Origin of the sequence: Novosphingobium sp. (assembly GCF_036803765.1) — a bacterium.
In the GTDB taxonomy this organism is placed as follows: domain Bacteria; phylum Pseudomonadota; class Alphaproteobacteria; order Sphingomonadales; family Sphingomonadaceae; genus Novosphingobium.
In genome coordinates, this window is sequence record NZ_DAIRTS010000006.1 from 120,293 (window position 1) to 140,902 (window position 20,610).

Here is a 20,610-nt window from a genome sequence, read left to right on the forward strand (position 1 = left end):
TGGCGCCGGGTCGGCTTCGTTGCCATATCCGGCGCCTGTTTGCTTGAATCGCTCGAAAGGCCTGACATGACCGATACCGCTTACGACTTCGACCTGTTCGTGATCGGTGCCGGGTCCGGCGGGGTTCGCGCGAGCCGCATCGCGGCCGGCTATGGCGCCAGGGTCGCCGTGGCGGAAGAATACCGCATCGGCGGGACCTGTGTGATTCGCGGATGCGTTCCCAAGAAGCTGCTGGTCTACGGATCGCATTTCGCCGAAGAACTGCAGGATGCGGCCAATTACGGCTGGACCGTGGAGAAGATGACCTTCGACTGGCCGACGCTGCGCAATGCGGTGGCCAAGGATGTCGATCGTCTCAACACGGCCTATACGAACACGCTCGACAACAACAAGGTCGAGCATTTCTTGGAGCGCGCCACGATCACCGGCCCGCATGGTATCCGGCTCGCCAGCGGGCGTGAGCTTACCGCAAAGGTGATCCTCGTCGCCACCGGTGCATGGCCGGTCGTGCCCGAGTTCGAGGGGGCGGAACATGCCATCACCTCGAACGAGGTGTTTGATCTCGAGACGTTGCCCAAGCGCGTGGTCATCGCCGGTGCCGGCTACATCGCGCTGGAATTCGCAGGGATCTTCAACGCGCTGGGCAGCCACGTCACGGTGGTCAATCGCAGCGAGACGATCCTGCGCGGCTACGATGCCGCGCTGCGCGACCGCCTGCTGCAGATCACGATGGCGCGCGGGATCGAGTACAAGTTCAACTGCGGGATCGAGCGCGTCGAGAAGCAGGCAGACGGCTCGCTTCACGTGTTCATGAAAGGCCAGGACGATCCCATCCATGCCGACACGCTGCTGGTCGCCACCGGGCGTCGTCCCAAGACCGATGGGCTCGGCCTCGAGAACGCCGACATTGCCTTGGGCGAACATGGCGAGATCAAGGTGGACGACGAAGCGCGCACCTCCTGCCCGAGCATCTATGCCGTGGGCGACGTGACCAACCGCGTGCAACTGACCCCCGTCGCCATTCGTGAGGGCCAGGCCTTCGCCGACCGCGTGTTCGGCGGAAAGACCGCGAGCGTCCATTACGACTGCATCCCCAGCGCCGTGTTTTCACAGCCCCCGCTTGCCAGCGTCGGCCTTACCGAAGCCCAGGCGCGCGAGAAGTTCGGCAGCAACGTCAAGGTCTACACCTCGGACTTCCGGCCGATGAAGAACGTCTTCGCCCACCGGCCCGAGCGCGGCCTCTACAAGCTGGTGGTCGACGCCCAGACCGATCGCGTGCTCGGCGCGCACCTGATCGGACCCGAGGCGCCCGAGGTGCTGCAGGCGGTGGCGATTGCGGTGAAGGCCGGCCTGACCAAGGCGGACTTCGACGCCACGGTCGCGCTCCATCCGTCGATGGCCGAGGAACTGGTGCTCATGCGCTGAAACGCTGCATCGGTTTGCGTTGAAATGCCCCGCCGCTTCGCCCATCCTTGCCGGGGGCAAGGGCGGGGGCCGGATTCGTGGACATGCGCAGCAGCGGGACCGTGCTGGTTACGGGGGGATCGGGCTATATCGCCGGGCACCTCATCCGGATGCTTCTCGACCAAGGGTGGGCCGTCAACGCCACGCTGCGCGACCTGGGGCGCGAGGCGGACCTGCGTCGTCAGCTCGGCGGTACGTACGCCTCGCTGCGCTTTTTCGAAGCGGACCTCACCAGCGACAAGGGCTGGCGCGCTGCCGTCGATGGCTGCAGCCACGTCTGCCACGTGGCATCGCCGCTACCCGCCCATGCGCCGCACGCCGCGGATGACCTGATCGTCCCGGCGCGCGAGGGCGTGCTGCGGGCGCTGCGCTTCGCTCGCGCCGCCGGGGTCACCCGGTTCGTCCAGACATCGTCGGTCGCGGCGATCGCCTATGGCCACGGCAGCGGTATCCATCGCTTTACGGAGGCGGACTGGACCAATACCGACGCGCGCGGCCTGCCGGCCTATGTCCTGTCGAAGACGCTGGCCGAGCGCGCGGCGCGCGACTGGATGGCGGCGGAGGGCGGCGACATGGCGTTCGTCAGCATCAATCCCGCCGTCGTGCTCGGGCCACTCAACAGCGCGGCGCATTCGGCCTCGATCGAGGTGGTGCGGTTGCTGTTGTCAGGCCATATGCCCGGGTGCCCCGACATCGGTTTCGGCGTGGTCGACGTGCGCGATGTCGTTGATCTTCACCTTCGCGCCCTGACGGCCGAGGGTATCGACGGCGAGCGATTCGTCGCCTCCGGCCCGTTCCTCAAGCTGATCGACGTGGCGCGGATCCTGCGTCAGGAACTGGGGGCGCAGGCGCGCCGCGTCCCCATGCGGCATTTGCCCGACTGGATGGTTCACGCCGCGGCGATGATCAGCCCGACGGTGCGCCAGATCGTCGGAGAGCTGGGCAACGTGCGGGATTGCGACGCCGGCCACGCGTTTGCGCGACTGGGGTGGTCGGCGCGTCCCGTCGAAGACACGATCGTCGATTGCGCCCGCAGCCTGATCGCTCAAGGCCTCGTCCGGCCTTGACCGCGGGCCGTCGTGGTCAGAGGTAGTCGGACAGCTGCAAGGTTACGGTGCGGGCGGTGCCACTACTCTCGACCGCCAGCGTCATCTGCGATCCGACCGGCCCGTTCATCTGGCGCAGCAGCTTGGCGAAATCGGCACCTGGCAGGCGGTCACCAGGCTTGATCCCGGCGGCAGCGGCGGGACTCCCCGGCCCGACCGCGCCGACGCTGAGCGCATCCCCGTCGCGGTCGATCCACAGGCCGGACATGTTGTAGCGGCCGATGGCGCCGGGCAGGCCATTGGGCCGCAGGTAAGTCGCCCCCTCCTTGGCGTCCGTGCCGAGGTCGAACTGCCGCAGGATGGGAAGGCCGATGATCCCGGCGTCCTCTTCCTTGCCCCACGGGGTGCGATCAACCACCGTTGCGACGGCGCCGGCCAGCACCTTGCCTGCCAGGGTCATCGAGGGCACGCGAACCTGGCGTGCCTTGCCATCGGGTGCGGCAGGGGCCCAGCGCGGCGCATCCCACAGCCCCAGCGCCTCGGCCGTGCGCCGGTAGAGCCGCAGCGTCGTGGGCATGCCGGTGTCTAGCAGGAAGCGAAGCGGTCTGTCGCCGATCTGCGCGTCGGCGAGCAAGAAGGCCGAACCCTGAAGTGTGCCGCGATGGACGATGCCACCCTCGTATCGCGTCCACCCGCTGCGATCGGGGGCGCCGGCGCGATAGATGCGCCATTCCCCGAGCGCGAGGTCGAGTTCGCCATCGACCGAGCTGAGCACGCCGGCCGCCAGCGAGCCGACCGCGCCTTCGCCAAAGCCGAAGTTTTCGACGCCGGCGAACAGGGCGCTGGGCTGGCAGACCTCGTCGCCGAACACGAAGTCCTTTGCCTCATAAAGCGGATAGCGGCGCGCGCCGACTGAGAGGCTGAGGTTCGCATAGCCGTGGTCGGCCATGTGCAGCCGGCGGGCGAGCGCGATGTCGATCAGCCCGAGGGTGCCGCCGGTGTCGAACACGAAGCCGAACGGCCCTTGGCCGCCGATCCGGCACTGGACCAGAACGCGGCGCTGGTTGAGCGAGATGGGTATGTGGACCACGCCCGAGGCATCGGCGGCGAGGGCGGGGAGGCTGGGCGCAAGGAGAGCGACGAGCGAGGACCCGAGGAACTGTCGACGAGGAAGCGGCATAGCCATGGCCTTTGTGCGAGTCGGAGCGGTCCCGCTGCAGCCATATGATATACAAGGAAAATGTTACGGCTAGATGCCGGCCCACCATTGGTAGCCGGAATGATCTTCCCAATATCCGCCCTTGCCGCCGTAGAACCGGGCGAGGTCGTCGACCAGTTCGACGCGCATGATGTATTTGGCCTGCTTGTAGCCCAGTTGCCGCTCGACCCGCAGGCGTAAGGGGGCGCCATGGCCGACCGACAAGGGCTGGCGGTTCATGGTGTGCGCCAGGATCGTCTGGGGATGCATCGCCTCGGAGAGATCGATCGATTCGTAATAGGGCGTGCCGTCGAAATCGTCCGCACAATGGAACACGGCATAGCGCGCCCGTGACGAGACTTGCGCGGCGCGCAGCAGCAGGGCGAGCGGCGCGCCCGTCCACTCGGCAATGGCGCTCCAGCCCTCGACGCAGTCGTGGCGGGTGATCTGCGTGCGCTGCGGCATGGCACGCAGTTGCGCGAGGCTCAGCGACAGCGGGCGCGCGACCAGGCCATCGACCGCGAGCCGCCATCGCGCGAACCCTTCGGCCATCAGGTCGAGATAGGCCGCCGCCGTCGGGCGCGTATTGCCGTTGACGCGGAACACCGGGGAGATATCGGCGGCGGAAAATTCTGGCGCCAACGCGTTGCCGGCGACGAGGCGCTGGGCGGAGCGGCTGGCGTTTTCCCCCAGCCCGATCACGCCCTTGACCGTGGGCGAGGCAACGATGCGATCGCATCCTGCCAGAAGGAGGCTGGAAGCGCCGATGAGCGCGTGGCGACGGGTGAGACCGCTCATGGCCGGCGCTCCGGCGGCAGGCGATACCAGCCGGTGATCATCGCCCGAAGCTCGTTGATCGGGCCGGCGAGGACGACCATCAGCAAGTGCACGGCGATGAACCCGGCGATGCCCAGGGCGGCGATGAAATGCAGCGAGCGGGCTGACTGGCGCCCACCGAGCAGGTCGAGCAGCCAGGGCAGAACGGCGTTCATCGTCGGCGACATGGTAAGGCCGGTCAGGATCAGCAGCGGCAGAAGAATGCCGAGGACGGACAAGTAGGCGATCTTTTGCAGCGGATTGTAGCGCCGCGCCGCCTCACCCCGAGGGAAGCGCAGGCGCGCATGGTCCCACAGGTCCTGCGCCAAGTGCGAGGGCCGGCGTTCCTCGCGGGTCAGCGCAAGGTCGCGGCGCAGATGACCGGAAATCAGCGCATAGACAAGGAACGCCACGAGGCTGGCAACGAGGATCCACGCGAAGAAGAAATGCCATCCACGCGCCGCCGAGAGGCCATAGCTGCTGGGGATGGTCAGGATCGGCGGGAAGGCGAGGGCGGTCGATTGCGCGCAGCCCAGAAGGCCGGTCGTCGGCACTTCATGGCCGGCGAGCGCAACGTAGCCGCGTGCGCCGTGATTGCCGATTTCAAGCCAGGCTTTGTCGAAATTGGCGCCGAATTTGCCCCAGTAGAGCCGGGGGTGGGCATTGAAAATCATCATCCCGCTCATCAGCATGATGAACACGCTGAGCGCGTTGATCCAGTGCCAGAGGCGGACGGGCCAGCGGATGCGAAGGATCAGTGGGGACGAAGCCATGGCGTTCATGATGCCACGATTCGCGGCAATCGTCACCCGAAAGGCCGAGCCTCGGCCAAGGCGATGAGATCGCGGCGCGTGTGGCGGCGATGGGCGGCACCCTGGTGGCACGAGGCCGGCACCGGCCGCATCGCACGCCATCCCGCGCGGGCGATCCACGCCAGCTTTTCCTTGCCCGAGACCACGGTGCGGCTGTGCCAGGCCTGCTCGCCCCGCTCGGCAACCTTGCGGGCGATGTCGCCATAGATGCCGGCGGCCGCGAGGATCGCCCAGCGCTGGCGCGGCGAGAGGCGCCCTGCACCGATCCGCGCCGAGCATTCGTGCGCCTGCGCCAGGCTGCACATGCGCCGGGCCAGCTTGGCCATGGCGGCGCGGTGGATCGGCTTCATCTGCTCGCCGGGCGGAATGTCGACCTCGGCCAGCCACTCGGCCGGGATGTAGCAGCGCCCGGCGGCATCGTCCTCGGATAGGTCGCGGGCGATGTTGGCCAGTTGGAACGCCAGACCGAGATCGGCGGCCCGGTCGAGCGTGTCCTCGTCGTCGGGTGCCACGCCCATGACCACCGCCATCATCACGCCCACCGCACCCGCGACGTGCCAGCAATAGCGCATGAGGTCGGCCTCGCTGCGCGGCTGCCAGTCCGCCGCATCGAGCGCGAAGCCACCGATGACCGCCTCGGCCATCGCCATGGTCAAGCCGGTCTCGCGTGCGACGAGACCCAGAGCGTCGAAGGCCGGGTCGCCAGCCGGCTGGCCGGCCATGGCCTGTGCGGTGCGCTGGCGGACCAGCGCCAGCCGCTCTGCCGCGCCCGACTGGTCGCCCAGCGCGCCGCCCATGTCCTGCGCATCGACGATGTCGTCACAGGCGCGGCACCAGGCATAGAGCAGCCAGACCCGCTCGCGCGTGGTCCGGTCGAACAGCGCGGAGGCGGCGGCAAAGCTTTTCGACCCCTTGCGGATCGTGGCACGCGCGGCGGCAACCAGCGCGGGCCGATCGAGTGGGGCAGCAGACATGAGGGCCGTCAGAGGTCCGAGGCGTTCATCGAGAAGATAGGACGATGCGGCTCGTGTGCCGCCATCCGCGCCAGAAGCAGGTCGAGGTCATGCTCGGCCACCATGATGCCCGCGTGGGCCTGGCGGATGAAGCCGGTCTCGATCATGTGGCGATTGAACGCGAGCAGGTGGTCATAAAATCCGAAGGCGTTGAGCACGCCCACCGGCTTGGCATGATAGCCCAGCTGCGCCCAGCTGATCGCTTCCCACAACTCGTCCATGGTCCCGACGCCGCCCGGCAGCGTGAGGAAACCGTCCGACAGGTCGACGAAGGCCTGCTTGCGCGCGTGCATTCCGGGGACGACTTCGAGCCGGGTGAGGCCCGTATGTGCGACCTCGGCGCCGACCAGCGCCTCGGGAATGACGCCGATGACCTCGCCACCAGCCGCCATCGCCGCGTCGGCAACCGCGCCCATCAGCCCCAGCCGCCCGCCACCATAGACCACGCCGATGCCGCGCTCGGCCAGTTGGCGGCCGACCTCGGCTGCGAGTGCCACGTAACGGGTGTCGGCAGGCGAGGCCGATCCGCAATAGACCGCGATACGTTTCAAACCAGATCCTCCAGCATCAAGCGGGCCGTGGCCTTGGCGCTTCCCACGACGCCGGGGATCCCGGCGCCGGGGTGCGTGCCCGCGCCGACCAGATACATGTTGGGGATGTCGTCGTCACGGTTGTGCGCGCGGAACCAGGCACTTTGCGTCAGCAGCGGCTCGAGGCTGAACGCGGCACCCTGGTGCGCGGCGAGATCGTTGGCGAAATCGGTCGGGGCATAGTGGAACTTGGTGACGATGCGGTCGTGAATGTCGGGGATCAGGCGTCGCCCGACCTCGTCGAGGATGCGCTTCTCCAGGATCGGGCCGACTTCCTCCCAATCGACGGGCAGCTTGCCCATGTTGGCCACCGGCACCAGCGCGTAGAACGTGCTCATCCCCTCGGGCGCGACCGACGGGTCGGTGACGGTCGGGTGGTGCAGGTAGATCGAGAAGTCCTCGGGCAGGACGCCATGCTGGTAGATGTCGTCGAGCAGGCCCTTGTAGCGCGGGCCGAACAGGATCATGTGGTGCGGAATGCCCGGCCAGGTACCCTCGATGCCGAAGTGCACGACGAAGAGGCTCGGCGAGAACTTTTTGCGCTTCAACGCCTTCGAGCGCTTCTTGCCGGTGGCGCTGTCGCCCAGCAGGTCGCGATAGGTGTGCATGATGTCGCCGTTCGAGGCAACGGCGTCGAAGTTGCCGTGCCAGCCGCTGGCGGTGTGGACCCCGGTCACGCGATTGCCCAGCGTCTCGATCCGCGTCACCGGGTCGCCGATCCGCACGGTGCCGCCGATCCGCTCGAACTGCGTCACCATGCCGGCGATCAGGCGGTTGGTGCCGCCCTTGGCCCACCACACGCCGCCGTCCTTCTCCAGCTTGTGGATCAGGGCATAGATCGCGCTGGTGCTCATCGGGTTGCCGCCGACGAGCAGCGTGTGGAAGCTGAACGCCTCGCGCAGCTTCTCACTCTCGATGTATTTCGAGACCATCGAATAGACCGAGCGCCATGCCTGGTACTTGGCGAGCGCGGGTGCGGCCTTGATCATCGCCGCGAAGTCGAGGAACGGCACCGCGCCCAGCTTGACGTAGCCTTCCTCGAAGACACCGGCCGAGTACTGCAGGAACTCCTCGTAGCCTGCCACATCGCGCGGCGAGAGCTTGGCGATCTCGGCCCGGAGCGAATTTTCATCGTTGGAGTAGTCGAAGTTGGTGCCGTCGGCCCAGTTGAGCCGATAGAACGGCATCACGGGCATCAGTTCGACGTCCTGCGCGATGTCATGCCCGGTCAGGCCCCACAGTTCCTGCAGGCAGGCAGGATCGGTGATGACGGTCGGTCCGGCGTCGAAGGTGAAGCCATCGCGCTGCCAGTGGTAGGCGCGGCCGCCCGGCTTGTCGCGGGCCTCGATCAGGGTGGTCTGGATGCCGCCCGCCTGAAGACGGATGGCGAGGGCGAGGCCGCCGAACCCGGCGCCGATGACGCATGCTCTTTTCATTTACTTGCGCATTCCTGCCAGAGTGAGAGGCTTGGGCTTGGGGCCGATCCCTGCCAGCACGCCGAGTGCACGGGTGATCGGCACGGGAGGCTTGCCGGCGAACACGCGCACCCGGTCGAGCGCCGTGCTGCGACCGGCATAGAAGCGTTCGATGACGCGGGTATTCAAAGTGTAGAAATGCTCGAGCGGGCGATAGCGTCCGGCGGGCTCTGCCGCGCCGAACAGCATGGCCGACAGGGTGCGTGCAAATCCGCCGCGCTGCCAGTGCCGGCGCGCCCACTGCTCGCTGAACGCGGTCAGCGCCTCGTGGCCGAGATCGGGCTGGCGCGACAGGGCGAGGGCATAGCGCACCGCATCGGGGACCGAATAGCTGGTGACGGGGTGGAACAGCCCGGCGCGTGCGCCGGCTCGAGGGCCGGGAGCGCCCGAGGCCCGCCAGAATGCGTCCCAATCGCCAGCGGCGACGACGGGCAGCACGCCTTGTTCCTCGTGCAGCAGCGTGTCGAGTTCCCACCCCTGCGCGGCGGCATAGGCCGCGATGCGCGTGGACAATGCCGCGTGGTCGATCGCGGGGCCATCGGAATAGTACGTGTCCTCGATGAAGATCTGGTCGGGCCCGAAGGGCAGCGAATAGACGAAACGGAACCCGTCGATCTGCTCGACACTCGCGTCCATCACGATCGGCCGCTCGAGCCCGTGCGGGCGGGCGACACGCCAGCGCTGGCCGACGAACTTCTGCCAGCCGCCGGCGAGATGCCCGTGGTGCCGCAACCCGCGCGCGTCGACGACCGCCCCGGCCTCGATCCGCGTGCCGTCGGCCAGGGTCACTGCAGTCTTGCCGGCCGCCAGGACGCGCTGCCCGCTGAGAAGAGCGGAAGCCGGCAGGCGCTCACGCAACAGCGCATCGAGGCGCGCCGAGGTCATGGAGTAATAGCTGGTGTCGAGGTCGCGCTGATAGCGCGGAAAACGCACCGAGTAGCCTTGCCACGCCGCCTCGACCAGCGGCGCGAGCAGATCGCGCCCGGCACTGCCGACGTCGGAGCCGAAGAACGACCAGACGTGATTGCCGCCAAAGCTCTCTTCCTGCTCAACCAGCAGGACGTCGGTGTCGGGCCGGGCCTTGTGCAGAGCCAGTGCAATCAGTCCGCCCGCCAGGCCTCCACCCAGGATCGCGATATCGGCATGGCGTGTCGTCATCCCGACTGCGTTAGGCGAGGGCGCCGGCCCATGCAACCGCCCCAAAGTGTTTGGCGTGCAGGCGGTGGGGGTGCACGCCCTTGCGCGAGTGGACGATGCGGCATAGAACGGGCGCCCCCCGGGGAGCCAGTGGCTGAGAGGGGCTGGTAACGCAGCCCGACCCGTCGAACCTGAACCCGTTAACACGGGCGGAGGGAAGGGCCGGTCACAGTCATGCGTCCGCAAACCTTCTCGTCGCCTGCACGAGAGGACACTGTGCATGGCCGATGTCAATTCCCCGCTGGAGATCGGTGTCACCACCGGGCCGATCCGCGGCAGCCGCAAGATCCACGTCGAATCCCCGCGCTTTCCGGGGCTGACCGTCGCCATGCGCGAGATCGCGCTGGAGCCGGGCTCGGGCGAGCCGCCGCTTCGAGTCTATGACACCTCCGGGCCCTATTCCGACCCTGCCGTCGCGATCGACATCCGCGCCGGCCTGCCGCGCTTGCGCCACGACTGGATCGTCGGGCGCGGCGACGTCGAGACCTATGCCGGTCGCGAAGTCCAGCCCGAAGACAATGGCCTGAAGGGACCGGACCGGTCGGGCGGCGTCCCGGCATTCCCCAATGTCAACAAGTCGCCGCTGCGTGCCAGGGCCGGCGGCAATGTTACCCAGATGCACTATGCCCGCCAGGGCATCATCACGCCCGAGATGGAATATGTCGCGGTGCGCGAGAACCTTGGGCGCAAGCAGCTGAAGGAAGCCCTCATTCGCGACGGGCAGGACTGGGGCGCGAGCATTCCCGACTACGTCACCGCCGAGTTCGTGCGTGACGAAGTGGCGCGGGGCAGGGCGATCATCCCCAGCAACATCAATCACCCGGAAAGCGAGCCGATGGCGATCGGGCGCAACTTCCTGGTCAAGATCAATGCCAACATCGGCAACTCGGCCGTCGCGTCCGACGTCGCTGCCGAAGTCGACAAGATGGTCTGGTCGATCCGCTGGGGCGCCGACACCGTGATGGACCTGTCGACGGGCCGCAACATCCACGACACGCGCGAGTGGATCCTGCGCAACAGCCCGGTCCCGATCGGCACCGTGCCGATCTACCAGGCGCTCGAAAAGGTCGGCGGCATTGCCGAGGACCTGACCTGGGACATTTTCCGCGACACGCTGGTCGAGCAGGCGGAGCAGGGCGTCGACTATTTCACCATCCATGCGGGCGTGCGCCTGCCCTTCATTCCGATGACCGCCAAGCGCGTGACCGGCATCGTCAGCCGCGGTGGTTCGATCATGGCCAAGTGGTGCCTGGCGCACCACAAGGAGAGCTTCCTCTACGAGCACTTCGACGAGATCACGGAGATCATGAAGGCCTACGACATCGCCTACTCGCTGGGCGATGGCTTGCGCCCGGGGTCGGTGGCCGACGCCAACGACGAGGCCCAGTTCGCCGAGCTCTACACGCTGGGTGAACTGACCAAGCGCGCCTGGGCGCAGGACGTGCAGGTGATGATCGAGGGCCCGGGCCACGTGCCGATGCACAAGGTCAAGGAGAACATGGACAAGCAGCTCGCCGCATGCGGTGAGGCACCGTTCTACACCCTCGGGCCGCTGGTGACCGACATCGCTCCGGGCTACGACCACATCACCAGTGGCATCGGCGCGGCGATGATCGGCTGGTTCGGTACTGCCATGCTCTGCTACGTGACGCCCAAGGAGCACCTCGGCCTGCCCGATCGCGACGACGTCAAGGTCGGCGTGGTGACGTACAAGCTGGCAGCGCACGCGGCAGACCTGGCCAAGGGTCATCCGGCCGCCAAGCTGCGCGACGATGCGCTGAGCCGGGCGCGGTTCGAGTTCCGCTGGCGCGACCAGTTCAACCTTAGCCTCGATCCCGATACGGCGGAGCAGTATCACGACCAGACGCTGCCTGCCGAAGGCGCCAAGACCGCGCATTTCTGCTCGATGTGCGGCCCCAAGTTCTGCTCGATGAAGATCACGCAGGAAGTGCGCGAGTTCGCCTCGCGGCAGAACCAGGAGGCCGATACGTTCCTGGCCGCCGACGATGCCGAGGCCGGAATGCAGCAGATGAGCGAGAAGTATCGCGAGGCCGGAAGCGAGCTCTACCTGCCCGCAGCAGAGTAAAGGAACCGGATCGGTTTCCGATCATTTCCACCCCGAAGGAAAGGCGCAAGGGTCATATCCCCCCGTGACCCTTGCGCCTTTCTCCCTTGCGTTGGAGATGATGCCATGAAGAAGGCGATGCTGATTGCGGCTCTGGCCGCTTGCGGCCTGACGGCTGCGTGCACCGATGACTACGCCTACGGTGGTCGTCCCGGCTACTCGAGCGGCTATGTCGGCGGTGGTGACTGGGGTTACTATGACCGCGGTTACGCGAACCGCTACGGCAACTATGACTGGAACCGTCCGGACCCGCGCGACAACGGCTATTATGCCGACCGCTACTATCGCAATGACTCGCGCTACCGCGAGCGCCGCCTGAGCAGCGACGACCGCATCTACCGCGGCCGTGATGACCGGTACTATTGCCGCCGTTCGGATGGCACGACCGGCCTGATCGTTGGCGGCCTCGCCGGTGGCGCGCTGGGCGCGGCGGTTACCCGTGGCAGCTCGCAGCCGCTCGGCGTGATCATCGGCGCGATCGGTGGCGGCGCGGCTGGTGCGGCGATCGACAGCAACAACGTGCGCTGCCGCTGATCCCTGGCGACACGTACGAAAAAGGCCCTCTCGCCACCGGCGGGAGGGCCTTTTTACTGGGCGTCCGACAAGGCGGCGTGACGCCGCCTAACTTTCGGAGTGCTTACTTCGCCGGATTGACGGCGATGCCAAGCTTCTTAACGTCGTCGAGCGTAAAGGTGACCGGACGATCGTTGAACGTGCCCTGGACGTTCTTCTTGCGGATGTGCAGCTCGAACGGCACCTTGCCGGCATAGGCGGTGCCACGGACGATCTGTTCGTCACCCTTGGTTTCGGTGGTGTAGGCGTAGCTCACGCCCTTGTAGGCAAACTGGTCGCTGGTCTGGGCCGAAGCGACGGCAGGAGCGGCGACGAGCACGGCGGCTGCGGCGATCGCGAAGAAAGAATGAAGCATGGCAATGTCCCCTGTGATCTAGGTGAGATTGCCTTCGGACACCCGTCTATTGTGTTATGGTTGGCGCCCCCTTCGCGCACGGGGGGCGGCGCGGCAATTGATTAGGTTGCCTACCGGATTGCACGAAATGCAACCGTGTTTTGCGGTTAAAGCAAAACATTGAAATCCATGGGATCGGGCGCGGCCGCCAAACGAACGACAGCCGCGCCTGCCCTTGGATCAGTTCTTGAGCGACCGCTCAAGCGTCACTTCGCAATTGAGCAACTTGGAAATCGGGCAATTCGCCTTCGCCTCGTCGGCGATGCGGCCGAATTCGGCCTCGTCGATTCCGGCGATGGTGGCCTCGAGCGTCAGGGCCGAGGACGTGACCTTGAACCCCGGGCCGTCGCTCTCCAGCGTGACCTTGGCCTGGGTTTCCAGCGTGCCGTCGTTGTGGCCGGCCTGTGCCAGGGCGAAGCTGGTCGCCATTGTGAAGCAGGCTGCGTGCGCTGCGGCGATCAGCTCTTCGGGGTTGGTACCCGGCTTGCCTTCGAAGCGCGTGCCGAAGCCGTAGGGCTGTTCGCTCAATACGCCCGACGCCGTGCTGATCGAGCCCTTGCCGGACTTGCCGAACCCTTCGTACCGTGCGGATGCTTTGCTGGTGGGCATGGAAAAACTCCTTCGTGGTGTTCGCCGCTCCAACGCGGCTGCACCATGCCCGTTCCAGTCCCGCGAGCTGTCCGGCCCGCCTCAACGGCGCGCGGTTGATTCGGGTCGGCCTACCGTTTGCGGGCGAATTCAGCGCGCAGCACCAGTCCCTTTATGCCATCGAAACGGCAGTCGATTTCCTGCGCGTCGCCCGTCAGCCTGATCGACTTGATCAGCGTGCCGCGCTTGAGCGTCTGGCCCGCACCCTTGACGTCCAGATCCTTGATCAGGGTTACCTGGTCACCATCGGACAACAGGTTGCCGACCGCATCGCGGACCTCGATCCGATCGGCAGCCGCGCGTCGCGCTGCAAGATCAGAGGTCGACATCCATTCGCCGGTATCCTCGTCGTAGACGTAATCTTCGTCGCTCATGGTCCCCCCATATGTCTGAACGCGGGTGCCATGCCGGTTTAGAGGGGGTTGCACCAGCCCAATCACGAAAAACCCCGTGATCGACAGGCGATCATGGGGTTTTCTGTTACGAGGTCGGGGTGGCCTGGCCGCTGACGACGCCGTCGGAATTGGGCTGGGCGCTGTTGAAGGCGCCGGTCAGCCATACTGCCGAGAGGGCGAGGACGGCCAGGGCCAGACTGATGAGGAGCACCCAGCGGACGACGTTGAGGCCGGTGCCGCCGCGTGCTTCTTCGGTGGTCAATCGAGGCGAGGACGCCTGTGCGTTGGTCTCGCCCGTGGTATGATCGTGCTGCATCGCAACGCTCTCCTGTCGCCGGATCGGGCGGATGACCGATAAGACGGTCATCCCTGTCTTGCCGAACCTACGTTCGAGGACGGGCGCTGGTTCCGTACTCAGTCGCGCAGCAACTCGTTGATGCCGGTCTTGCTGCGGGTCTGCGCGTCGACGGTCTTGACGATCACCGCGCAATAGAGCGAGGGCCCCGGCGTACCATCGGGCAGCGGCTTGCCGGGCATCGCACCGGGCACGACCACGGCGTAAGGCGGCACGCGGCCGATGTGAACCTCGCCGGTGGCGCGGTCGACGATCTTGGTGCTGGCGCCGAGATAGACGCCCATCGACAGCACGGCCCCTTCGCCGACGATCACGCCCTCGGCCACTTCGGAACGCGCACCGATGAAGGCGCCGTCCTCGATGATGACGGGGCCGGCCTGCAGCGGCTCGAGTACCCCGCCGATGCCGGCGCCGCCCGAGATATGGACGTTCTTGCCGATCTGCGCGCACGAACCGACGGTCGCCCATGTGTCGACCATCGTGCCCTCGTCGACGAAGGCACCGATGTTGACGAAGCTGGGCATGAGCACGACGCCTTTGCCGATATGGGCGCCGCGGCGTGCGACGGCACCGGGCACCACGCGGAAGCCGCCGGCGCGAAAGCGCGCGTCATCCCAGTCGGCGAACTTGGAAGGGACCTTGTCGAACGCCGGGGCGCCGGCGGCACCGCCATCGATCACGGCATTGTCGTTGAGGCGGAACGACAGGAGCACCGCCTTTTTGAGCCACTGGTTGACCTGCCATTCGCCATCGACCTTTTCCGCAACGCGAGCCGCGCCGGTGTCGAGCAGTTCCAGCGCCTGCTCGACAACCGCGCGCACGTCGCTGCTGTCGGGGGTCACCGAGGCGCGGGCCTCCCAGGCGGCTTCGATGGCGGCTTCGAGCTGTGCGGTCATGGGTCGTGTCTCCGACGCTGGTCTGGTGGTTCTGCGGTTGTCCCGGCGGCGCCTAGCCGAGCGTGCCATCGGCGGCAAGCGCATCGAGCCAGGCGGCCAGATCGTCGATCGTCTCGTCGATCGCGGCGTCGTCCTTGGCGCGATCGCCCCATTCGGTGGCATAGTCGAGCCACACCGTCTGCATGCCCAGCGCCTTGGCCGGGGTGAGATTGCGTGCCGAATCCTCGAAGAACACCGCTCGTTCCGGGTCTATGTCGAAGGCCTCGATCACGCCGCGATAGGCCGATGGCTCGGGCTTGGGCTTGTATTCCATCGCGACGAGGTCCCACATCCCGTCGAAGCAGTCGGCGATGCCCAGCGCGTCGAGCACGCGGTTGGCATAAGGCGCATCGCCATTGGTGAAGATCAGCCGGCGCCCGGGCAGGCGGCGTAGACGTTCGGCCAGCGGCGGGGCCGATGCCAGGACGCTCATGTCGACATCATGGACGAAGGCCAGGAATTCCTGCGGATCGACCGCGTGGTAATGCATCAATCCGGCCAGCGTGGTGCCGTGGTCGTGGAAGTACATCTTCTGGATGCGCCGCGCCTCGGCGTCGTCGCACCCCAGCAGGTTGGCGATGAACCGGCCCATGCGCACATCGATCTGGTCGAACAGGGTGCACGAGGCCGGATACAGCGTGTTGTCGAGGTCGAAGATCCAGCAATCCACGCGTGAGGGGTCGAACGGCATCGGTCATCCTTGCAACGCAGCGGCGCGCTGCGGCTGGTCGGGGTGCCCCGGATCGCGGATCAGGGCAAGGGGTGAGGGCGCGACGGAGGGGCAGGCGGCCGGGTACTTGCACTAAGGCAAGAGGCGGGCGATAGGCCATGGCACGCCATGACCGACCCATCGCCCACTGTCGCCTCGCGCCCCCGAACACCAAGCCGCCCACGTCTTCCGCGCGTCACCGGCCACGTCATCGGAGTCGACGAGGCCGGTCGCGGGCCGCTGGCGGGTCCGGTCGTCGCCGCAGCCGTGGTGCTATGCCGCCGGCCGCCGACGGGCCTCGCCGATTCCAAAGTGCTGTCGGCCAAGCGGCGCTCGGTTCTCGAGGAGGAAATCAAGGCGCGGTGCCGTTGGGCGGTCGGCGTGGTTGACCCGGCCGACATCGACCGGCTCAACATCTTCGGCGCGACGATGATGGCGATGACGCTTGCGGTGCAGGGCCTCGTCGCGGCACTCGAGGGCGAGGTGGGGGAGGTCCGGGTCGACGGCAACCTGACGCCGCACGGGCGCCATGCGGACTGGTGCTGGCCGGCCCGGCCGATCGTCGGCGGCGACGCAGTCGAGCCATGCATTTCGGCCGCCTCGATCATCGCCAAGGAACACCGCGACCGCCTGATGCGCGCCGCGGCCGAGCTTCACCCGCACTACGGCTGGGAGCGCAACGCCGGCTACGGCACGCGCGAACACCTTGCCGCGCTGCGCACGCATGGCCCGACGCCATTGCACCGGCGCAGCTTCGCACCCGTGGCGCAGCTGGTCCTGATTTAGCGCACCAGCGTTCGACCGTGTTTCACCGGCCTTGCCGGCGACGAAAAGATCGCGCCCGCCGACAGCCGACTGCCGCGCACCACGAGCATCACGCGATCGCCGGCCTCGAGGCGCACGTCCTCGCCGGGGTGTTCGATCTGCTGGCCGCCGGCCCGGTCGATCTGGACGATGAAGTACGCCCCGTTGCCGCGCTGCTCGGCCTCGCCAACGGTGGCGCCGGTCAGCGCGCCGCGCGGCGGGCAGATCACGACCTCGAGGTCGAGCCCGAAGTCGTGGAGCTTGCGCTTGACCTCGCCCATCGCGCTGCCGTCGGCCATGGCCTTGCCGGTGGCCGGGTAGAGGATCAGCTCGGTCATCCGCTCCGCCCCGATGTGGGTGGGCAGCACGACCTTGTCGGCTCCGGCGTGAAGCAGCTTGCTTTCCGTCGTGGGTGCCTCGCCGCGGGCGATGATCTCGACGGCGGGATTGAGGTTGCGCGCCGACAGCGTGATGAACACGTTGGCTGCATCATCGGGCAGCACCGTCGCGAGGACGCGGGCGCGGGTGATTCCGGCCTCGCGCAGGGTTTCCTCAAGCGTCGCTTCGCCCACGAGCGCGAGGCAGCCATGGGCCCGCGCCTCGTCGGCCTTGGCCGGGCTGCGCTCGAGCACCAGGAACGGATGATTGGCCTCCGCCAGCGCGCGCGCCAGCTGGACGCCGATGCGGCCATAGCCGCAGATGATGGTATGCCCGGTGAGGCGCTCGATCTCGGTCTGCATGCGGTCCAGTCCCATCAGGCGGCGAAACTGGAACAGGGTGAACACCTGGACCAGAGCGCCAGTCAGCACGATCATGCCGGTGCAGCCGAGCACGATCGTCATCGTCGTCCACAGCCGCAAGAACGTGGTGTCGATCGGCCGCACTTCGCCATAACCGACCGAGAAGATCGTGAGCAGCACCATGTAGGCGGCATCGCCCAGCGGCCATCCGGCGCGCACGTAGCCCATCGTCGAGATGGCGAACAGTGTGGCGACGTAAAGCAGCGTGCCCGACAACAGGCGCAGCGGCGAGCCCAGCAGGGTGTTCGCCCCTTGCGCGAATGCCGATTCGCTCGATGTCTGTCGTGGTGTCATGGCCCCCGCCGTTCAGCGCATCGTGGCGTCCGATCCGTCGGCTGTCCAGCCGTGCGGTGCCTTGGCGCGTCGCGTGCCGGGGTCAGGCGGCGTTGTCGATCCCGAGTTCGGACAGCTTGCGGTAAAGGGTCGAGCGCCCGATGCCCAGCCGGCGGGCAACTTCGGTCATGCGGCCGCGATAATGGCCGATGGCGAGGCGGATGACGTCGGCCTCGATTTCCTCGAGGGGCCGGAGATTGCCATCGGGGGTGAACAGCATGACGCCGGCCCCGTCACTGATCGACGGGGCGGCGCTGCGTGGTGCTTCGCCAACCATAGTGGAGAGGTTCGGGAAATCCTGTGCGGTCAGCGTCTCGGCGTCGCAGAAGACCGCGGCGCGGAACAGCGTGGCTTGCAGCTGGCGTACGTTGCCGGGCCAGTCATAGGCCTTGAGCAGCCCCAGCGCGCTGTCGGTGATCCCAAGCGGACGCAGGCCCGGCTGCTCGCCGATCCGCGCCAGGAAATAGCGGGCGAGGGCGGGAATGTCGCCTGCCCGCTCGCGCAACGCGGGAAGATGGACATGGACGCCGGCCAGGGCATTGAGCAGATCGGCGCGATACTCCCCGGCATCGACGAGTTCGCGCAAGGGTGCATTGCTGCAGGCCAGCAGGCGCACATCGATTCGGAACGAATGCCGCGCACCGACGGGCTGGACGTCGCCGCGCACGAGGAAGCGCGCGAGGCGCTCCTGGATGGCTTCGGGCAGGCAGTCGATCTCGTCGATTACCACCGTCCCGCCATCGGCGTGCTGGAGGGCGCCGATGTGACGGTCGAAGGCGCCTGGGAAGGCACCCTTCTCATGCCCGAACAGCACGCTCTCGATCTGATTGGCGGGGATGCCGCCGGCATTGACGAACCGCAGCGGCGCCTTGGCGCGCGGGCTGGCGGCGTGCATCGCCCGCACCAGCATTTCCTTGCCGCTGCCGCTTTCACCCTCGATCAGCACCGTCTGCTGGGTGCGTGCCGCCTTGGCCGCGACGGCCAGCGCGGCCCGGAACGCGGGGGCCGCCCCAATCATCGAGTCGAAATCGAGCGTCGTGCCGATTTTCTCGGTCATCGGCTGGAGTTCGGCGACGGGCGGTTCGCGATTGGTCGCGCTGCGCAGCGCCTGGAGCAGCCGGTCGGGCGCCACCGGCTTGATGAGGTAATCCGTCGCGCCGGCCCGCATCGCCTCGACCGCCAGCAGGGGCGAAGCGCTGGTGGTGAGCATCAGGATCGGCAGGGCGGGGCGGCGAGCCTTGAGTTCGGCGATCAGCAGGCAGGCGTCATCGCCCGGCACCCACTGGTCGAGGATGATCGCGCCCAGCTGCATGCCCTGGCGCGTACCGAGCGTGGCGATGGCGGTTTCGGAATCGCGGGCGACGATGGTGCGCCATCCCTCGCGCGCAGCCAGCGCCGTGATGAGACGGCATTGCGCCGGTTCATCATCGATCAGCATCAGCAGGCGTTCGTCGGCGTCGGCCATGATTTTCCCGTCTTTGCAACACTGACGCATTGGCATGGTTCCGGTAAAGACCGGATTAAGCGCATCAAGGCTTGAGCCGCGACCGGGCTGTCGATAAGCATGGCGCAAGATCAGAACATCAGGGGAAGAGTGAGCATGACGCCTGCCAACGACATCAAGAGCGCGCGCGCGACGTACGAAGGCTTCGTCTCGATGATCAAGGTCTCGGTGCCCGTCATCGCCTTGATCGTGGCCTTCGTCATACTGATCATCAAGTAAGCCGTGCCCCGGGGCCTGACCATCGCCGTCCTGCGGGAACGCGCGATCGGTGAAACCCGCGTGGCCGCCACGCCCGAAACCGTCCGCAAGTTTGCCGCGCTAGGCGCGGGCGTGGTGGTCGAAGCGGGGGCGGGGACGGCAGCAGGCATCGCCGATGCCGACTTTGCCGCCGCCGGTGCCACGCTGGTCGAAAGCGCCGCCGCGGCCGGGGCGGACATCGTGCTGGGCGTCCAGGGGCCCGATCCGGCCCTGCTGAGCGGCGTGGCGCCAGGGGCCTGGATCGTCGCGGGGCTCGACCCCTTCGGGCAGCGGCCCCGGATCGACGACTATGCGACCCTCGGGCTCGAGGCGCTGGCGATGGAATTCATGCCGCGCATCACGCGGGCCCAGTCGATGGACATCCTGTCGTCGCAGGCCAACCTTGCGGGCTACAAGGCCGTGCTCGTTGCGGCCAACCTCTATGGCCGCGCCTTCCCGATGATGATGACCGCCGCCGGAACGGTCACGGCGGCCAAGGCCTTCATCATGGGCGTCGGCGTTGCTGGCCTCCAGGCGATTGCCACCGCCCGGCGCCTCGGCGCGCAGGTCTCCGCCACCGACGTGCGTTCAGCCACCAAGGAACAGATCCTCTCGCTCGGGGCCAAGCCGATCTTCGTCGAGGCGGTCGCCGGTATCGAGGGTGAAGGCGCGGGCGGCTATGCCACCGAGATGAGCCCGGAATACCAGACGGCGCAGGCCGAACTGGTCTCCAGCCACATCGCCAAGCAGGATATCGTCATCACCACGGCGCTGATCCCGGGCAGGGCCGCGCCGCGCCTGATCTCAGACGCGCAGATCGCGACGATGCGGCCAGGCTCGGTGATCTACGATCTCGCGGTCGCGCAGGGCGGCAACGTCGAGGGGAGCGTGGCGGACCAAGTGGTGGAGCGGCATGGCGTCAAGATCGTCGGCTACGCCAATACCCCGGCGCTGCTGCCCGCTGACGCCTCGGCGCTGTTCAGCCGCAACCTCTACAATTTCCTCTCGGCCTTCTGGGACAAGGAACAGGGCCGGCCGGTTCTTGATGAGGAGATCGGCAACGCCATCCGCCTGACGCAAGGTGGCCAAGTCGTTCACGAGAGGCTGAAGGGGTGAGACGCGCCGGTTCAGGATGGATGGCCGCTGCGCTTTGCATCGCAAGTGCAGCGTCATCATCCGCAGCAGTG

The 20,610-nt window shown here is 67.1% G+C and carries 22 protein-coding genes and 1 riboswitch; of the genes, 7 read left to right on the plus strand and 15 right to left on the minus strand.

Annotated elements, in window-relative coordinates:
• The first annotated feature begins 66 nt into the window (after positions 1-66).
• On the plus strand, positions 67-1,425 hold the full coding sequence (gene gorA / locus V7Q48_RS05820) for a glutathione-disulfide reductase (protein ID WP_333836835.1): 1,359 nt from the start codon (positions 67-69) through the stop codon (positions 1,423-1,425).
• A gap of 83 nt (positions 1,426-1,508) precedes the next feature.
• Complete coding sequence (locus V7Q48_RS05825; RefSeq protein ID WP_333836836.1) at positions 1,509-2,531, plus strand: NAD-dependent epimerase/dehydratase family protein; 1,023 nt, start codon at positions 1,509-1,511, stop codon at positions 2,529-2,531.
• 16 nt (positions 2,532-2,547) lie between these two features.
• Here the strand turns inward: V7Q48_RS05825 and V7Q48_RS05830 are convergent, their stop codons facing one another.
• The 7 genes from V7Q48_RS05830 to crtY all read right to left on the minus strand — a co-directional run bounded on the left by V7Q48_RS05830 (position 2,548) and on the right by crtY (position 9,572).
• Entirely contained in the window at positions 2,548-3,690 is a 1,143-nt protein-coding gene (locus V7Q48_RS05830) for an aspartyl protease family protein (RefSeq protein WP_333836837.1), read from the minus strand.
• 69 nt (positions 3,691-3,759) lie between these two features.
• Entirely contained in the window at positions 3,760-4,506 is a 747-nt protein-coding gene (locus V7Q48_RS05835; RefSeq protein ID WP_333836838.1) for a molybdopterin-binding protein, read from the minus strand.
• The gene (locus V7Q48_RS05840; RefSeq protein WP_333836839.1) at positions 4,503-5,306 is read right to left on the minus strand and encodes a cytochrome b/b6 domain-containing protein; all 804 of its coding nucleotides are present in this window, start codon (positions 5,304-5,306) and stop codon (positions 4,503-4,505) included. Before V7Q48_RS05840 ends, V7Q48_RS05835 begins: the two co-directional genes overlap by 4 nt.
• A 23-nt stretch (positions 5,307-5,329) precedes the next feature.
• Positions 5,330-6,310 (minus strand): phytoene/squalene synthase family protein, encoded by a 981-nt coding sequence (locus V7Q48_RS05845; RefSeq protein ID WP_333836840.1) that lies wholly within the window; start codon positions 6,308-6,310, stop codon positions 5,330-5,332.
• An 8-nt stretch (positions 6,311-6,318) separates the two neighbouring features.
• Positions 6,319-6,900: a TIGR00730 family Rossman fold protein gene (locus tag V7Q48_RS05850; RefSeq protein WP_333836841.1), complete on the minus strand. Its 582-nt coding sequence runs from the start codon at positions 6,898-6,900 to the stop codon at positions 6,319-6,321.
• A complete protein-coding gene (locus tag V7Q48_RS05855) occupies positions 6,897-8,375 on the minus strand; it encodes a phytoene desaturase (protein ID WP_333836842.1) in 1,479 nt (492 codons plus the stop codon). The genes V7Q48_RS05850 and V7Q48_RS05855 overlap by 4 nt, the downstream gene beginning before the upstream one ends.
• Positions 8,376-9,572 (minus strand): lycopene beta-cyclase CrtY, encoded by a 1,197-nt coding sequence (gene crtY / locus V7Q48_RS05860; RefSeq protein ID WP_333836843.1) that lies wholly within the window; start codon positions 9,570-9,572, stop codon positions 8,376-8,378. It lies immediately after the preceding gene.
• 109 nt (positions 9,573-9,681) lie between these two features.
• A riboswitch (TPP riboswitch) is annotated at positions 9,682-9,786 on the plus strand.
• A 45-nt stretch (positions 9,787-9,831) separates the two neighbouring features.
• On the opposite strand from crtY, the gene thiC reads away from it, so the two are divergent.
• Positions 9,832-11,697 carry a phosphomethylpyrimidine synthase ThiC gene (gene thiC, locus V7Q48_RS05865; RefSeq protein WP_333836844.1) on the plus strand — a complete coding sequence of 622 codons (1,866 nt, stop codon included), beginning with the start codon at positions 9,832-9,834 and terminating at the stop codon, positions 11,695-11,697.
• Between the two features lie 105 nt (positions 11,698-11,802).
• A complete protein-coding gene (locus V7Q48_RS05870; RefSeq protein WP_333836845.1) occupies positions 11,803-12,270 on the plus strand; it encodes a hypothetical protein in 468 nt (155 codons plus the stop codon).
• 103 nt (positions 12,271-12,373) lie between these two features.
• On the opposite strand, the gene V7Q48_RS05875 is transcribed toward V7Q48_RS05870, so the two are convergent.
• From V7Q48_RS05875 to V7Q48_RS05900, 6 genes are all read right to left on the minus strand, one after another.
• A complete protein-coding gene (locus V7Q48_RS05875) occupies positions 12,374-12,664 on the minus strand; it encodes a hypothetical protein (protein WP_333836846.1) in 291 nt (96 codons plus the stop codon).
• Between the two features lie 219 nt (positions 12,665-12,883).
• Complete coding sequence (locus V7Q48_RS05880; RefSeq protein WP_333836847.1) at positions 12,884-13,312, minus strand: OsmC family protein; 429 nt, start codon at positions 13,310-13,312, stop codon at positions 12,884-12,886.
• Positions 13,313-13,422: 110 nt separating this feature from the next.
• The gene (locus V7Q48_RS05885) at positions 13,423-13,725 is read right to left on the minus strand and encodes an alkylphosphonate utilization protein (RefSeq protein WP_333836848.1); all 303 of its coding nucleotides are present in this window, start codon (positions 13,723-13,725) and stop codon (positions 13,423-13,425) included.
• Positions 13,726-13,831: 106 nt separating this feature from the next.
• Positions 13,832-14,062, minus strand: a complete 231-nt coding sequence (locus V7Q48_RS05890) for a hypothetical protein (protein ID WP_333836849.1) — start codon at positions 14,060-14,062, stop codon at positions 13,832-13,834.
• Between the two features lie 98 nt (positions 14,063-14,160).
• Positions 14,161-14,997 carry a 2,3,4,5-tetrahydropyridine-2,6-dicarboxylate N-succinyltransferase gene (dapD, locus tag V7Q48_RS05895; protein ID WP_333836850.1) on the minus strand — a complete coding sequence of 279 codons (837 nt, stop codon included), beginning with the start codon at positions 14,995-14,997 and terminating at the stop codon, positions 14,161-14,163.
• Between the two features lie 52 nt (positions 14,998-15,049).
• Entirely contained in the window at positions 15,050-15,727 is a 678-nt protein-coding gene (locus V7Q48_RS05900) for a pyrimidine 5'-nucleotidase (protein ID WP_333836851.1), read from the minus strand.
• 147 nt (positions 15,728-15,874) lie between these two features.
• On the opposite strand from V7Q48_RS05900, the gene V7Q48_RS05905 reads away from it, so the two are divergent.
• Positions 15,875-16,531, plus strand: coding sequence for a ribonuclease HII (locus V7Q48_RS05905; protein WP_333836852.1), 657 nt, complete (start codon positions 15,875-15,877; stop codon positions 16,529-16,531).
• Here the strand turns inward: V7Q48_RS05905 and V7Q48_RS05910 are convergent.
• Both V7Q48_RS05910 and V7Q48_RS05915 read right to left on the minus strand, forming a co-directional pair.
• Positions 16,528-17,643 (minus strand): potassium channel family protein, encoded by a 1,116-nt coding sequence (locus tag V7Q48_RS05910; protein WP_333836853.1) that lies wholly within the window; start codon positions 17,641-17,643, stop codon positions 16,528-16,530. The genes V7Q48_RS05905 and V7Q48_RS05910 overlap by 4 nt on opposite strands.
• Positions 17,644-17,725: 82 nt before the next feature.
• Positions 17,726-19,147 carry a sigma-54-dependent transcriptional regulator gene (locus V7Q48_RS05915; protein ID WP_333836854.1) on the minus strand — a complete coding sequence of 474 codons (1,422 nt, stop codon included), beginning with the start codon at positions 19,145-19,147 and terminating at the stop codon, positions 17,726-17,728.
• Positions 19,148-19,282: 135 nt separating this feature from the next.
• Between V7Q48_RS05915 and V7Q48_RS05920 the strand changes: the two genes are divergently transcribed.
• The gene (locus V7Q48_RS05920) at positions 19,283-19,405 is read left to right on the plus strand and encodes an aa3-type cytochrome c oxidase subunit IV (RefSeq protein ID WP_333836855.1); all 123 of its coding nucleotides are present in this window, start codon (positions 19,283-19,285) and stop codon (positions 19,403-19,405) included.
• Positions 19,406-19,420: 15 nt separating this feature from the next.
• Entirely contained in the window at positions 19,421-20,539 is a 1,119-nt protein-coding gene (locus V7Q48_RS05925; protein WP_333836913.1) for an NAD(P) transhydrogenase subunit alpha, read from the plus strand.
• The last annotated feature ends 71 nt before the right edge of the window (positions 20,540-20,610 follow it).